General features: G+C 58.6%; 11 protein-coding genes and 1 pseudogene. 4 read left to right on the forward strand and 8 right to left on the reverse strand.

The window, feature by feature from the left end; genetic code table 11:
* Window positions 1-18 precede the first annotated feature (18 nt).
* From ACQY8Q_RS04930 to ACQY8Q_RS04950, 5 genes are all read right to left on the reverse strand, one after another.
* The gene (locus ACQY8Q_RS04930) at window positions 19-2,883 is read right to left on the reverse strand and encodes an ATP-binding cassette domain-containing protein (protein ID WP_428425230.1); all 2,865 of its coding nucleotides are present in this window, start codon (window positions 2,881-2,883) and stop codon (window positions 19-21) included.
* Complete coding sequence (locus ACQY8Q_RS04935) at window positions 2,883-5,048, reverse strand: cysteine peptidase family C39 domain-containing protein (RefSeq protein WP_428425232.1); 2,166 nt, start codon at window positions 5,046-5,048, stop codon at window positions 2,883-2,885. The genes ACQY8Q_RS04930 and ACQY8Q_RS04935 overlap by 1 nt, the downstream gene beginning before the upstream one ends.
* Window positions 5,045-6,253 carry an NHLP bacteriocin system secretion protein gene (locus tag ACQY8Q_RS04940; protein ID WP_428425234.1) on the reverse strand — a complete coding sequence of 403 codons (1,209 nt, stop codon included), beginning with the start codon at window positions 6,251-6,253 and terminating at the stop codon, window positions 5,045-5,047. Before ACQY8Q_RS04940 ends, ACQY8Q_RS04935 begins: the two co-directional genes overlap by 4 nt.
* A 144-nt stretch (window positions 6,254-6,397) precedes the next feature.
* Window positions 6,398-6,982, reverse strand: a complete 585-nt coding sequence (locus ACQY8Q_RS04945; protein WP_428425236.1) for a hypothetical protein — start codon at window positions 6,980-6,982, stop codon at window positions 6,398-6,400.
* Between the two features lie 760 nt (window positions 6,983-7,742).
* Window positions 7,743-7,928 (reverse strand): hypothetical protein, encoded by a 186-nt coding sequence (locus tag ACQY8Q_RS04950; protein ID WP_428425238.1) that lies wholly within the window; start codon window positions 7,926-7,928, stop codon window positions 7,743-7,745.
* A gap of 571 nt (window positions 7,929-8,499) precedes the next feature.
* Here ACQY8Q_RS04950 and ACQY8Q_RS04955 point away from each other — a divergent pair.
* Window positions 8,500-8,787, forward strand: coding sequence for a PRC-barrel domain containing protein (locus ACQY8Q_RS04955; RefSeq protein ID WP_428425240.1), 288 nt, complete (start codon window positions 8,500-8,502; stop codon window positions 8,785-8,787).
* Between the two features lie 255 nt (window positions 8,788-9,042).
* On the opposite strand, the gene ACQY8Q_RS04960 is transcribed toward ACQY8Q_RS04955, so the two are convergent.
* From ACQY8Q_RS04960 to ACQY8Q_RS04970, 3 genes are all read right to left on the reverse strand, one after another.
* Window positions 9,043-9,954, reverse strand: a complete 912-nt coding sequence (locus ACQY8Q_RS04960; protein ID WP_428425242.1) for an alpha/beta hydrolase — start codon at window positions 9,952-9,954, stop codon at window positions 9,043-9,045.
* A 432-nt stretch (window positions 9,955-10,386) separates the two neighbouring features.
* Complete coding sequence (locus ACQY8Q_RS04965; protein ID WP_428425244.1) at window positions 10,387-11,256, reverse strand: helix-turn-helix domain-containing protein; 870 nt, start codon at window positions 11,254-11,256, stop codon at window positions 10,387-10,389.
* Between the two features lie 125 nt (window positions 11,257-11,381).
* A protein-coding gene (locus tag ACQY8Q_RS04970; RefSeq protein WP_428425246.1) for an IS5 family transposase occupies window positions 11,382-12,139 on the reverse strand; the annotation gives its coding sequence in 2 pieces (ribosomal slippage) (window positions 11,382-11,806 and window positions 11,806-12,139; 759 coding nt in all).
* A gap of 98 nt (window positions 12,140-12,237) precedes the next feature.
* Here ACQY8Q_RS04970 and ACQY8Q_RS04975 point away from each other — a divergent pair.
* The 3 genes and pseudogenes from ACQY8Q_RS04975 to ACQY8Q_RS04985 all read left to right on the forward strand — a co-directional run.
* A pseudogene (locus tag ACQY8Q_RS04975) lies at window positions 12,238-12,858 on the forward strand (IS3 family transposase); the annotation flags it as partial.
* A gap of 347 nt (window positions 12,859-13,205) precedes the next feature.
* The gene (locus ACQY8Q_RS04980) at window positions 13,206-13,793 is read left to right on the forward strand and encodes an ANTAR domain-containing response regulator (RefSeq protein WP_428425248.1); all 588 of its coding nucleotides are present in this window, start codon (window positions 13,206-13,208) and stop codon (window positions 13,791-13,793) included.
* Between the two features lie 70 nt (window positions 13,794-13,863).
* Window positions 13,864-15,144, forward strand: a complete 1,281-nt coding sequence (locus ACQY8Q_RS04985) for a CmpA/NrtA family ABC transporter substrate-binding protein (RefSeq protein WP_428425568.1) — start codon at window positions 13,864-13,866, stop codon at window positions 15,142-15,144.
* Window positions 15,145-15,402: the final 258 nt, after the last annotated feature.

Below are 15,402 nucleotides of genomic sequence, written 5' to 3' on the forward strand. Positions count from 1 at the left end.
GCCGACCTTCGCCCGCCTTCACGCCCCGGCGAGGACGAGGCGCGCGAACTGGCCGTTTTTCTTCATCAGATCATCGAACGTACCGGTTTCGACGATCCGTCCATTGTCCAGCATGATGATGCGATGGGCGTGACGAATCGTGCTGATCCGATGCGCGATGATCACGCGCGTCGCACTCATCTGCATTACGCTATCCATCGCCCGCGCCTGGGTCTGGCTGTCCAGCGCACTCGTCGCTTCGTCGAGCAGCAGAATAGGTGGATCTGCCAGAATGGCCCGCGCCAGCCCGATGCGCTGTACCTGGCCGCCTGAGAGCGCCCGCCCGGCATCTGTCAGAGGCGTGTGAAGGTTCAGTGGCATAGCTGCAATCTCCTCGGCGACTGCCGCCGCCGCAAGAGCTCGCCAGACCTCTTCGTGCGTTGTCTCAGTCACGCCCCGGACGATTTCGTAGATTGTACCGGGTGGAAGCTTGTCGTCCTGCAACACGACACCGATTTGGCGACGCACCGCCCCGGCGTGAAGCGAGCGGACGTCGTGGCCATCAATGTAGATTGCGCCCTTATTGGGCTCTTCCAAACCCAAGAGCAGGCGGACAAGTGTCGATTTGCCGCTGCCCGAAGGCCCGACAACAGCAATCATTTCGCCAGCCCCGACCCGGAAATTCACCCCCTCCAAAACCGATGTGCCGCCCTCATAGGCGAAGCTGACCGAAGAAAACTCGACCTCTCCGGAAAGTACGCCCGGATCTGTCCTGCCTGCGGTCGGCTCTGGCTGACTTTCGAGCAGGGGGCGCGCGAACGTCCAACCCGGCTTCAACATCCAGACGGAAAGGACCGCGCGCAGAAACTGGCCGGTTGCGACGAACATCACGCCGAACGCGGTTATGACAGCGATGACCGAGGCCATTGAAAGCGGTGGTACACCCTCCTGTGCCGGGGTAAAGCCCTGTATCGTTGCGAAAAGGACGGCGCTGCCGAGGATGGGAAAGGCGGCAAGCCAGCTCTCATAAAGGTTCATTACACGCCGAGCACCGACGAGCTTTGCACGCATGGCGGCAAACCGGTCGGCCCAACGCATGATCGCGCGATCTTCTGCGGCGGCCGTGCGCAGCTTGGTGATGCCCGAGACGATCTGGAGCATGTGGTTGTCAGCTGTGCCCATAAGCTGATCGCCGCTGGCATAGGCCCGTGCTTGCAACCAGCCTGCCAAAACGCCGATGGTGATGTGCACCAGAAACAGGGCGGCGGCGGCTCCCGCCAGCGGCGCACTGTTCCAGGCGATGACGAACAGGCTGGATACCAGCGTGCCGACCATCGCGGCGGCTGCGAAGGCAAATTGGCGCAGACCTGAGAGCGCCGAAAGCGCTGAACCGGCACGCGCGGTAGTGTCTGCGCTCGCATATTTGCGCAGGTTACCCAAGGGCTGACTGACGATGCGGTCCCAAGTCTCGCGGTACAGCGATGCGTCGGCGCGCACATTCATCCGCTGCCGGGCGATGTCGCCCGCCAACTGGACGAGGAAAGCGGCCACGCCCACAAGGACGATGAGAATACCGATTTGCAACAGCGCATCTTTCATCGCCGCGGGTACAAGAACGCCGAAGACCAGACTGGTCGCCATCGGCAACAGTTGGGCGATAAAGCTGGAAGCAAGAATCGTCGCCAAAAGACCTATTATATCGAGCCGGCTACCGGCAAGGCTGGCGAGTTGCAGGTTGACGAAACTGAGGCGAGCCGGCTGCGGGCGGAAAAGCACGTCGACGGCCGCGAGGATGTCTTGCGCTATTGCACGATCGACGCGCCGCCGCTTACCGGTCCGGTCGATTTCGACATAGCCGCGCGCCCAGACGAGAGCGACCGGCTCTCCCGAGCGGCGGCGGCCCAAAAGCGGACCGGACTCGAACCGCCACCATTCGCCCGACAGCTCGATCGATTGGAGACGGAAGTTGGATGCCCGCGCGTATTCGTCCAGCGCCGGCGCCAGATCCATCTGCGCGCGTCGAAACTTGACCGGGCGCTCGATCCGGATGCCTATCTCGCGACCAAGGATTCGCAGGACATCTGCAAGGCCGTCCGTGCCGGTTTCCTGGACGGATTCCAAATCATTGCCCAGCAGAGCGCCAAGTCGGCCGGCAATGTGATGAGCGTCGAGTGCCTCGGCGGCGTTGCGCGCGCGGATACGGTTGAATTCATCGGTTTCGTTGAAACCGCGCACCAGGGGCAATAGCTCGCCGGCCGCGGCGTTGAAGCTGTCCAGCGCCTCCGGCCAGTCGGCGCGCTTCAGTCCCTCGGTCCAATCGAGGACCGTCAGGCAACCGGCGTCGGTGATAGTGAGCCAAGCACCTGGCGGCAGCGGGATCAGACCACTGACCGGCTCGATGCCGAAAAGTTCTCCGCCGACATCGCCGAGATCGACCCACATTGTGCTGATACTCGCCGCCAGCACCATGTTGGCACTTGCCTGAACATTCCTTCCGGTGCCGGAAAGCGTCAGGTCGGGATGGGGTTTCGGCTCGATCTTCTCACCCAGCCCGTGGGCCAGCGCCGTAAGCCACGCTGCAAGTCCCTCGGCGAAGGCCTCCGCCGGGTCAGCAAGACGCCAGCTTTCAGCAGGCAAACGGTAGAAGCGAGCATCAGGGCTGCCGACCGCAAGCAGCGTTTCCTCGCCGAGAAAGCTTGGTGGTGCGCCGAACAGAAGCGCACCTTCGCCGATCCGGCCGAGAGAGAGACGTGCAACCCGGGCGTTGGCACGCGTCGAGAAAAGGCTGACCTCTCCGGCGACAACGACATGACACTGCGCAGGATCGTCGAGCAGGATCGTCCGCACCTCGATCTCGACCGGCAATATGTCGCTCTCGTCCTTGACCTCGGCGATCTGGGCCATCACGCCTCCTCCCGCATGAGTGTACGGAAGGGACCAGGCTGCTCATAGAGGACGGCAGGTGCACCCGATTGTACGATCTCGCCCTTTTCCAAAACGATGACACGGTCGCATTCGCGGATGGCTGAATAGCGGTGGGCGATGACGATCTGGGTCGCACCAAGCCGTCGAAGGTTTGCGAAAAGGGCGGCCTCTGTCTGATTGTCGAGCGCAGCCGTCGCCTCGTCCATGATGAGGATGCGTGGCTCGCGCACGAGCGCCCTGGCGATCTCGATACGGGACCGCTGGCCACCGGCAAGATCCGTCCCGCCCTCCCGCAGCATGGCGCCATAGCCGCTCGGCCGCCGTAGGATGACGTCGTGGATCAGCGCCATGCGAGTTGCGGCAACGATCCGCTCATCGGGAAGGCTGTGGTCAAACAGGCTGATATTCTCGCGCATGGTTGCCTCGAAGATGGCGCTACGTTGGTCGACGAAGGCCATGGACTGGCGCAACCGCTCGCGCCCGACATTGTGAAGCGAGATGCCGTCGATGAGCACGTTGCCGCCGGTCGGCTCAAACAGCCCGGCAATCAACGCCCCGAGCGTGGACTTGCCAGAACCTGATGCACCGACGATGCCAAGCCGCTCGCCGGGCTCGATCCGCAGCGAAATCCCCTTCAACAACGGGGCAGCTCCGGCAGAAAAGGCAAAGGAGACAGCGTCCAGCTCGATGGCGCCGTTAAGACGGGCGGACGCCGGTGCAGCGCCGTTGCCCGGCAGAAATTCGGCAGCGAGCGGATGCTGCAGCGTATCGTCGAGAACGCGCAGATAGGCCTGCCCATCCTGGATGCGTCCACCGAGTTGGATCAGCTGCGACATGGGTGCGAGGAAGCCGGCCATCAAGGCCTGGAAAGCCACGAGCATACCGAGGGTCATTTTGCCTTCGATCACCATATTGCCGCCGATGACGAGCACCACTCCACCCAAAACGATGGACGAAAGGCCGGGCATGGCATTGAGCCGCATCTGCACCCGCGCGACGGTCTGGCGCAGGTTGAGCATCCGGATGTTCATCGCCGAAAGGCGTTGGCGGAACAGGTCCTCCGTACCGCCAGCCTTGTAGGATTCGACCATCTGCAGACCTTGCTTGGCGAACCCGGCCTGCATGTTGGTCGCCATCAGCAGTCGGCGGTTCTCGTCCTCGAGACTGCGTGAGACAGTGAGAAGCAGCAGGAAATTGGCGGCGGCGAATGCTGCGACAATAATCGCCAGCACCGGTGCGTAGAGCAGCATGGCGGCAAGGTAGGCCAGCGCCGTCAAAAGGTTGAACGCGACGAAGCCGACCTCACTTGCCATGAGCTGGGCGACCCGGTCATTGAGCATGACCCGGCCGGCAACCTCGCCGGGGTGACGCTGGGCGAAGTAGCCGATGGGCAGGCGAACGACATGGCCGGCGAATTGGAGCGCTCCGGCGAGCGCAAGCCGGGTTTCAAGGCGCAGCAGCGTCTCGCGCTGGAGCCAGGTAAGTACGCCCATCAAGACCGCGCAGGCCACCATACCGGCGAGAAGCGGCACCATCCAGTTGTCGAAGCGGTTGACGAGGATCTGGTCGATAAAGACCTGCGAGAACACCGGCACGAGCAAGCCGGGCACGACGAGGATCAGCGAAATGATGACAATGAAGGAGAAGGCGTCGCCGCTCCCTTTAAGCCGTTCCGTGAGGGCACGCGCCAACGATGGCTTGCTGCCCGCCCGGACAAAACTGCCGCCAGGCTTCATCGTCAGAACGATACCGGTGAAGTTTCTATCGAATTCTTCATCCGAGACCGTACGTGGGCCGAGCGCGGGATCGTTGAGATGGACTTTGCCGCGCGAAAAGCCTTCCACGACCAGAAAGTGGTTCATACCCCAATGGATGATCGCCGGCAGGGCCGCCTTACGTAGATGCGCCGGCTCCATCTTCATCGCCTGCACGTCCAAGCCCTGGTGCTGCGCGGCGCGTAGGATGGTTTTCGCGGAGCTACCGTCGCGGGAGACGTTGCAGGCGGTGCGCAGTTCCTCGATCGTCAGCCACCGGCCGTAAAACGCAAGCATGATGCCGAGCGCGACAGCACCGCATTCTGCGGCCTCGACCTGCAGAAGCGTTGGCGTGCGGCGACGGGAAACTGCCGGGGCCTTTAGCGTCATTGGCGGTTATCTTCGGCGTCGATGCCCACGTATTTCAGCGCCGGCACGGCAAGGCTGAGCAGTGATGACGAGCGCGTGGTGACGCGGACTTCCGCCATCGTGCCGCTGTCGATTGCAGGCGGGTTCGCCCGTTGCGAGGACCAGACGAATCGGCTGGAATCTGCAGGATCGGTGTCGAGAGACACGGTCACCTCGAATGGTGCGCCGAGGGTTTGCAGGAAGGTCTGGACCAACCGGTCGTTTTGAAGCGCGCGAAGCATTCCCGCACTGCTGGCTGGTACGTCGCTGACATGAGTGACGGTGCCGCGGATGAAGCCGTGTTCCTCGCGCCGCGTCGTTGCTGGCGATATTTCCACAGGCATTCCGGCACGGATCTTTTTTCCGTCGGCGGCGCCAACATAAGCAACGACCACGCGTCCCGCAGAAACCTCGCCCAGCTTCGTCCGCTCGACGGCAAGCACCGGCGTTCCGGGCTGGACCATCTGGCCGACATTTACCTTGGCCTCGACCACCCGTCCGGCAAAGGGTGAGCGCACGGTTTCCATACGGGCGAGCTGCTCGGTAAGGGTCGAAACCTTGCGTTCTGCCTCGGTGACGTGGCGAACCGCTTCCAGCCGTTCGCGCTGTTCTGCCGTCGCCTCTATGGCTGAATTCGTCGATATCGTGCCAAGTTCATTCTCGGCGTCCGAAATCTGCCCGCTGGTCAGGAGGATTTCATGGTTGATGTTCAAGAGACGGTCGCGCGGCACGCTGCCGCCTTCAACCAGCCGTCCAATGTCTTTTCCCTGCTCGACAAGCGCATCTCGCCGCTCTGTCATTGCCTGTACACGGTCGCGCAACGCGCGCGAGCGTGCGTCACGTGCGGTGTTGCGGCTGAAAACATCGCGTGTGTGGAAATCATTGAGCTGTTCGAGAAACTTTCTGGCGTCGGCAAGTTCGCCTCCCGCAACCGCAAGGTTCAGCTCCGTATCAGGCTGGCCGACACGCGCGACAATCATATCCGTCGTGACCGCCTGGCCCGTTTCGACCGACAGTTCCTGAACCTGTCCACCCGCATTCGCCACCACATCGACGATACCCTCGGGGACCAGGATGATGCCTTGGCCTGCTACAGAGACGGGAATTGTGAAGAACGCACTCCAGACGACTGCCGCAATCGTCAGTGCGCCGACGAATAGCCCCGCCCACCACAATGCAGGACGCATGACCTTGAGAGCGTCCTTATATTCACTGTCGGTGGCAACCGAGTGAACAGCCTGCGGTCGGAAAAGTTGCGTGGTTCCAGACATGGGGGATCACAGTGGTCTACTGATAAGTATCGGGTAGACCACTGGATAGACCACAATGATTTACCGCATGTTACCGATGATCGACGACCGGCTGTCTTGCATCTTCTTGACGAAGTTGGTCATCACATCGAACGCTTCGTTACGCTTGTTGGAAAGGCTCTGCAGGCGCAGCATATCCATATGCTGACTGTTGCCCGCAGCATCAAGCTGGCCCTTGACATGTTGGACGGCGGAATCGATCTCAGCCTTGTCCAGCGCACCGTTTCCGTTCGCATCAGCCTTTACACCGAACTCCTGGAGTTTTTCAGCCCAGGTTGGACCATCCGGTTTCCCCGCATCGAACTTGTCGTTAAGCGATAGAGGCGGTTTTTCTTCTCCACTTGCGCTGTTGAGACCGTGGAGGACCTCGTTCAGCTGTGCGACAGTGTTGTTTCGCTCTTTAACTTCAGCAACTTGTGTTTGAAATTGAATGTCGAGAAGCCGGGTGCGCTCCCCTTGAACGGCCATCAGTGCGGTCTCGATATCCATTCCGCCAATATCGAGCGGACCGCCCTGCGGAAGACCGTTTTGTAGGGCATTATTCACGCCGCCAATGATCGCGTCGAGCTGCTCTTCGCTCAGCATGACCGGTTGCGAATCTTCCATCATTCTCTCCTCAACATATACGACACATCCGCATGCGGATACGCATCCACCTATATATGCCAGAGGTTGCGCAAAGTTCGTCGTCAGTGCAATAGGCTATTTTGCTGGACAGAGAGCGTTGCTGAAACAGGGTTTAAAAAGCCTGAGTATTTTGATGGCAAAATATTTGGCAAAAGTCCTCAAACTGCCACCTAATTACGCACTCCTGCTGTTAGATGATGCCGAGGGTGAGCCCACTCGGCCTCCCCATTAAATAGGGGCGTCTGTGGCGACTTAGACGTGCTGCGACCTTCCATAAACAACCATTAAAACACCTCCGACTGTTTTTAGCGCCAAGGCAATCTGTTTTTGCGTTTAAGATAACGTCCAAAACGGGGAGCATAGAATGAGACAGTCGTATGGTGTATCTCTACATATCAGCGCAACGATGACGCCGCTATGTAATATGCTGTCGTCTTTGCTTGCCTCGGGAGAATTGGCTGAGGCTGTTCTTCCCAAATGATGTCTAACGTTACGAGTTTTCCCACGTCAACGCGAACCCGCCCGAGACTTGATCGTCGAGTTTTTGCTGAGAAGGCAATCACGAACCAGGAGCGAGGATCAGCACCACTTGGTCAGCGCAACGTCATCAACTTCCTTGAGGAGCGCAGCAGACAGAGAAACCCTTAACCATCTGTCCCGTGTCTCCGGTGGGCTGCATCGGCTCAACAGACCTGCCGCCCGAACCTCCGGTACCGCGAAAACCGCTGCCTGCTCAATATCACAATGTTGGAAACACTTGACGTTGGCAAAAAGCCGCCGCCCCTTGGGGCGGCGGCTTTTTGTTGTTATCGAAGGAAGAGTTCGAAGACGGATGGAGCGTAATAGTAGCCGTCGGTGTGGCGCCGGTAACCACGGCGATGCTCCCGATAGCCACGATGACCATTCCAATATCCGCGACGGTCATGACGTCGCTCCATACGATCATGGCGGCGATAATCCCGCCTGTCGCGATCGTAGCGATTGTTATGACGTCCCGCCCGGTCCTGGCGATCGTATTGACGTTTCTTCCAACGAGGCTGATCATCGTCCCTGTGACGGTACTGAGCGAGCTGCACGTCAGAAGTGACTTGCACCTGCGTTGGCACCGGCGCAGCGGATGCCGGTGTGAACGACGTCAAGCCGACAACCACCGCTATGGCGGCTGCGCTCAATGCTGAGACAATTCTATTCATAGTCCATCCTTTCAAGGTTTGGATGGACCTTGCGCTTCCCGTGATGAACCCGATGTGAACCCCCCGTTCATGTAAAAGTCTGAAAAAGCCGTTGTGTCCTGGACACTTGCGGGGTGAGACCGGCTGCTTCAAAACCATACCACAACTTTGCAATTCACAAACCGCCGACCCACGCGACGCCCAAGATATTGGATAATCAAACTAACCAGCTTCACTCAATTGCGCACCCTTCATGCAGGCAGCGCGGGAACAAAACGATGCCGAATTGGGTTTCTCGGACTGAACACAACCAAGGAGCAGAAAATGGATCATACCAATCACGTTCGCCTTGCGACTTCGGAACTGACCCCGGCCGTGCTCGAGGGCGCGACAATCTATGGTGCAGACGATCACAAGGTCGGCAAGCTGGATCATATCCACGGCGGAAGTACTGCAGTCATTGACGTCGGCGGTTTTCTTGGCATCGGAGCAAAGCCAGTCGGCGTGCCGCTGACCGATCTTGAATTCATGCGGGACGAAGACGGTGATGTCCATGCCGTGACGACCTGGACGAAGGACCAACTCAAAGCGATGCCCGAGCATCGCCACTAAAATTGAGAGCCCGGCCACAGTGCCGGGCTTTTTAGATCGGGGTGCAGTTTGGTAATTAGAATAGGGGGGCGCTCAGCAAACTCGTTTGGCCGAGGCAGGCAACAGCAGTGTTTGTCCACCTCGCTCAAAGACTTATCCGATAAAGAGCCATCTGGCTCGCTTTCGGTATGATGCGCATTGGAAGAGTGTCACGGTCAATGACTGCAGTATTGACTGGATAACGGTATCCGCCCGCCCAATGATCTGAGCACATAGTCAACCGAGTCCAAGCTTGGGGCGGACCCAATCAGCCAGACGCAGGATTGCCGCATCTGCCTGCGGGGTGACACCTGCTAGGAAATGGTAGACGTGCTGCATGCCCGGCTCGATCTCGAAGATTACCTCAACCCCTTCGCTGCGTGCCTTCTCGGCGAGCCTGCGGCTGTCGTCGAGCAATGTCTCGTCGCCCCCAACCTGAATATACATAGGCGGCATGCCCCGGAGATCAGCCAATAGCGGATTTGCCAACGGATCCTGCCGGTTGCCGCCCTCCCCCAGGAAAGTGGTTGCCATTCCCAAAACAATTCCCCGCGTCACCAAGGCATCCTTGTCGCTGTTCGATTGATACGTCTCGCCTGTCGCCTCCATGTCGAGCCAGGGCGACAGGGGTATCACCGCCGATGGCATTGGCAGGCCGCGTTCTCGCGCTCGCAACACCGTTGCAAGAGCGAGCCCACCACCACCCGAATCACCGGTCAGGGCAACGTGCTGCGGCCGGATGCCCTGATCCAGCAGCCACTGATAGGCGCTTGTCGTATCGTCGACAGGCGCTGGATGCGGATGCTCGGGAGCGCAACGATAGTTCAGGATTAGGGCTCGGCAACCAAATGTCTTGGCGAAATGGCCGTACATCTTGCGATGCGAATACATGGAACCGCAGACGTATCCCCCGCCATGTGTGCATTGCAGAACCCTGTCCTGCCTCACACCTTTCGGTACCGCCCAGAGCCCAGGAACGCCTCCGGCATCGACTTCAATGTAGTCCACCCCACCTGGCTCAGCTGTCACATCGGCCCAGTGCTCAAACATACGCCGCAATTCATCAAGGGGCATGTTCGGATTGTCGGCCATGGAGGCGGCCCAACTTTTGTACAGAGACTTCAGGGCATCTGATTGTATACTCGACATGCTGTATCCTGTGCGTGGGACTATTACGTTGCGACATTGCAGATTTCGACAAGCCAGAGACTTGACGTGCCTATGAGGAGATCACCCTTCATGGCCGAATGCTGCAGTAGCGGGAGAGCTTAGTCTTGAAGCAAATTGCTGTGGTCCAATTTTGATTCAGCCCATCTCAGATGTTCTTAGACGGCAGAAGTGCAAGCTGGAAAAACCATCGCTTTCTCAGTTTTCTGCACCGTAAATTCAGCCCACACGCCTTCAAATGGAGGCATCACAGTTCCGGCGAGGATCTTCCTCACCTGGGAAAAAGGTTATTTCCGCCGTATCGAGTATACGCAGCGCTCATACGGAAATCTGTCTTATAGGATGGCGCGCAACCATTTCCGAGCCGCCGACACGCCCAAGGTTCTGGTGCTCGACGCCAATTGTTTGGAAGGGTTATGAAGCGACCGCCGCACGATAGACCCCAGGCGTTACACCGACGCGCGCCTTGAAGACACGCGTCATATGGGCTTGGTCTGAAAAGCCAGTGGCGACCGCGACCGCGCTCAGTTTTTCTCCCGCGCGCAGCCTTACCTTTGCCTGTTCGACGCGACGATTGATAACGTAGGCATGCGGTGTCTGACCGGTGGCGCGCTGAAACGCGCGGATCAGGTGAAAGCGCGAAAGGCCGGCCTCTGCCGCGAGTTCCGCCAGGGAGATATCTTCGGTGCATCGGTCGCCGATCATAACTTTGACGCGCTCGATGGGTCCCTGCTCGCGGCCAATGGATGCCGGTATGATTTCCGCATGCCGAACGAGAAAGCCAGCGTAAACTTCGATCAGCTGTTCCTCCCCAGCCAAGGTATCCCCGCCAAGCTCGATGGTGCGGTGCGCCACCGTAAACGCGGCCAAACCGTTTGGATCGCAGACGATCGGCGCCTTGAAGAACGGTGTATCTATGCGAGAATGGCGCGAGACCTCCTTGGCGACGCGCTTCATCATATCGACGCTGGGATACGACACGCGATAGTCAAACCCGGCCTCGCACCCAGGCGCGCAGTCGTGGACTTCACCTGGATTGTACAAGGTTAAATCGCCCGAGCCGGCCAGCCTCTGGCTACCGCGGATGAACTGTGTCCCGTGTCCTCCACTGATGCCTCCAATCACGTACGTCTCGTGAGAGTGCGGTGCCTGACGCTGGGCCGAAACGCTGGCTGTGACGAACTCAGGCTGATCAAAACTCTTAGCCACAAAAAAATGCGCGCGGTCTGTTCTTTCAACCGCACGCATTCCAGCCGTTTGGGGACTTGTCCGATCAGTCTTCATAATTGAATATCGTAGCACCCGGAATAACCTGTATTGAAGAAAATTGCTGTCAGAGGTGGCTCGTAAAAGCTGGACAGCAGGGATAGGTGGAATTCTGCCTGACTTTGGCTTAGGCTCAGGACTCATTAATCCATCCAGTAGCAGCATGTTGCGGCGATGGGGATGGCTGAGAAGAATGTGTGGGCACATCGATCGTATCTTGTTGCGATGCGTCTCCAGTCCTTGACCCTGCCGAACATGTTCTCGATGCGGTGGCGTTGCTTGTAGAGAAACTCGTCATAGTGGGCCGGGTCTCGGCGCTTTTTCCCCGGTGGAATGCAGGGAGAAATCCCCTTTTCTTTCAATCCGTTGCGGAACCAGTCGGCATCGTATCCACGATCTGCCAGCAGTTCTTTTGCTTTCGGCAGACGCTCAAGCAGATGCCGTGCACCTTTGTAATCACTCACCTGGCCCGCCGTCAGCAAGAACAGCAATGGCCTTCCCCTGCCATCGGTGACGGCATGCAGCTTGGAATTCAGGCCACCCTTCGTTCGTCCGATGCAGCGGGAAAGAGCCCCTTTTTTAGCAGGCTGGCTGCGGTGCGATGGGCCTTGAGATGGGTCGCATCGATCATCAATCGATCCGGTTGGCCCGCTTTGCCCGCGAGCGGCTCGAAAATCCGATTGAAGACGCCCAACTCGCTCCATCGGATAAAGCGATTATACAACGTCTTGTGAGGACCGTATTCCTTCGGCACATCTTTCCACTGAAGTCCATGTTTAAGCACGTAAATAATGCCGCTGACCACACGCCGGTTATCGACACGGGGGATGCCGTGAGCAAGTGGAAAATACGGTCTGATCCGAGCAAGCTGCGAGGGCGTCAGCAAAAACAAATCACTCATGGCAAATCCTCCTGCCAACAGTGAATCAAAACCCACCGAGTTTGAAAAGGAGTTTAATCAATAGGGCCTGAGCCTAGATCCTGGAAACAGGAGAGACCATGACGAGACGACCGTGCCGGAACCACACCCCGGCTTTCAAAGCGGAGGTGGCGCTTGCCCCAATCCGTGGCGAGCAGACACTGGTAGAATTATCTCGACAGTTCAACGTCCACGCCAACCAGATCAAGCAGTGGAAACACCAACTCCTTGAGGGAGCGATCGGCGTTTTTGTTGGTGAAACCAAGACGGAAGCGGCGACACCGGCCGTCGATATCAAACGCTTCATGCCATAATAGGCGCGCTGACATTGGAGAACGATTTTTGCCCAATGCGCTCGGCAAAGCCGGATTGCTGAGCGAAAAGAAATGATCAACCGCAAGCACAAATTGCCTGTCGTGCGGCAGGCGAAGCTTCTCGGCTTCAGCCGGGCAGCGTCTATTATCTGGCTCGTCCCGCGTCTGAGGGCGAGCTGGCTCTGATGCGCCGAATCGACGAACTGCATCTCGACTATCCATTTTCCGGGAGCCGCATGTTGCAAGGACTTTTGAAGGCGAAAGAGTTTGCCGTAGGGCGCCTTCACGTCGCCACGCTGATGAAGAGGATGGGGCATCGAGGCGATTTACCGTCGTCCCAACACCTCGAAACCAGTACAAGGGCACAAGGTCTACCCGTATCTACTCGCAGCTAGAATTTGGATCAGATCGTTATGAGTCTACGGCCTAAGCGAATCCAGTTTTTCGAACCAGACATGCTCGGGCTGCAACTGTAACCACATCGTCTACCCGTGAGAGCTTAACGTTGATTGTAACAGTCCTACGCCCCCATTATCCTAATATGACCAGGGTTTATGAGGGTATCTTTCCAATAGGCTCATTGCGACCTCACGTCGCTCTGAATTTCATCACTTGGACGAAAGCAGGTAGAGGCGTACTAATATTTTCGCCTAAAATTTAATCGATTCTGGTTGTGCTGCTATTTTAGGCCAATCGATATTGCACAATCTGCTGCACTGCGGCATGAATGAGCGATGGCTTATCAGGATCTCACCATTCTTGTGATCGACGAGAACACAATTCGCGCCTCGATCATTGAGGAGGGATTGCGAGAGGCCGGGCATGCGAAGGTCACTGTCGTGCACGAAGTGAACGGTATTGCCCGCGTCATCGAGACGCTGCAGCCGGATGTGATCTTCATCGATCTCGAAAATCCCAACCGCGACATGATGGAACACCTGTTCCAGCTGACCCGTACGGTCGGTCGACCGATCGCCATGTTCGTCGACCGCTCCGATACCGCCTCCATCGAGGCAGCCGTCGATGCCGGCGTATCCGCCTACATTGTAGACGGCCTGAAGAAGGAGCGGGTCAAGCCCATTCTCGACATGGCCGTCAGCCGCTTCAATGCTTTCAGCCGGTTGCGGCGGGAACTCGCCGACGCGAAATCTGCATTGGAAGAACGCAAGATCGTCGAACGCGCCAAGGGTATCCTGATGAAGATGCGCGGCCTTTCCGAGGAGCAGGCGTTCGCATTGCTGCGCCAGACGGCGATGAATGAAAAGAAGAAAATGGCCGACATCGCCCAAAGTGTCGTCACCGCAGCAGGATTGCTGATGTGATGGACGCATATCGGCCAGGCATCTTCCGGCGTGGGAGAGTGGAGTGAACATGATGACGAAACTTGACGGCATGCAGAATGGACCGGACGCCGGGCACGCTCGTCTTGCCGCACCCGCCGGCCTGGCTGGCGAAGGCTCGCGCACCCTGCGGGCCGGCTTCATTCCTTTGGTTGACGCATCCGTGCTGATCGCAGCATCCGAATTCGGCTTTGCGCAGAAGGAAGGCATCGCCCTCGATCTGGTCAAGGATGTCTCCTGGGCGAACGTACGCGACCGGCTCGCCTTCCGGCAGTTCGACATCGCCCACATGCTGTCGCCCATGCCGGTCGCCTCGATGCTGGGCCTCGGTTCCAACCCCTCGCCAACAATCACGCCTTTTTCGCTCGGGCGCGGCGGCAACGCGATTACGCTTTCAACCCGGCTCTATGCTCGCATGCAGCAGGTGGAAGCTCTTTCGGAAACGGCGAGCGCACTTGAAAATGCGCAGGCCCTGGCAAAGGCCATCTGCGGGATGAAGGCGCGGGGCGAACCGCTGCCGACGCTTGGGGTCACCTACCCCTTCTCCTCGCACAACTACGAGTTCCGCTTCTGGCTGGCAGCCGGCGGCATCGATCCGGATCGTGATGTCAAGCTCGTGGTCGTGCCGCCGCCGCTGACCTCCGATGCGCTGGCCGCCGGCGCCATCGACGGGTTCTGTGTCGGTGCGCCCTGGAACATGGTCGCTTCCGAGCGTGGCGTCGGCCGCATCGTCGCGGCCAAACAGGATATCTGGCCATCCGCCCCCGAAAAAGTCATCGGCATGCGGCCGGAATGGGCCGAAACGCATCCGGAAACCGTCTCCCGGCTGATCGTCGCGCTGGATGCGGCCGCGCGCTGGTGCGACCGCCCGGACAATCACGATGCGTTATCGGAGGCGCTGGCCGATACCCGTTACCTCGCCGCACCCGTCGATATCATTCGTCGCGTGCTTGCCGGCGAATTCAATCTCGATGATCAAGGCAATCGCCGCGTCATCGATGGCTATTTCAAGTTTCATGCCGGCTTTGCCAACTACCCGCGTCCGAGCCAGGCGCTGTGGATCTACAGCCAGATGATCCGCTGGGGCCAGACCGATCTTTCCTCTACCGGCATGACGGCGGCGGCGGCGGCCTATCGACCCGATATCTATCGCCTGGCGCTTGGAGCGGACGCAGCACCTCTGCTGGATGACGATATTCGCGTCGAAGGCGCCGTGGATGGCGACCGCTTCATGGACGGGCAGATTTTCGACCCCGGCCGGATCGCCGACTATATCGCCGGATTTGCCGTCAAAAGCGTCATGCGCAGCGGGTCGCTCCCCGAGGAAAACTGACGGCGGCGAATTTTGCGTTGCACAAAATTTCCCACCTGGAAATGAGTGCGCCAAAGCAGACGCTGAAAATTTTTGCATATGCAGGACATGGTCAAAATTTACGCGCGGCTCTGAGATCGATGAAAACCCGTTCAATTTCAAAGCGCTAATACTTTCCTTCGAAACTGGCACAGACTTTGCTTGGTATAATTAGCTGCGGTCAATGGCGATCGCAGTAAGCCGAGCCCAAGACAGGCGCTCGTAGAGACATCGACGTCG

Source organism: Pararhizobium sp. (genome assembly GCF_965279435.1).
GTDB lineage: Bacteria > Pseudomonadota > Alphaproteobacteria > Rhizobiales > Rhizobiaceae > Pararhizobium.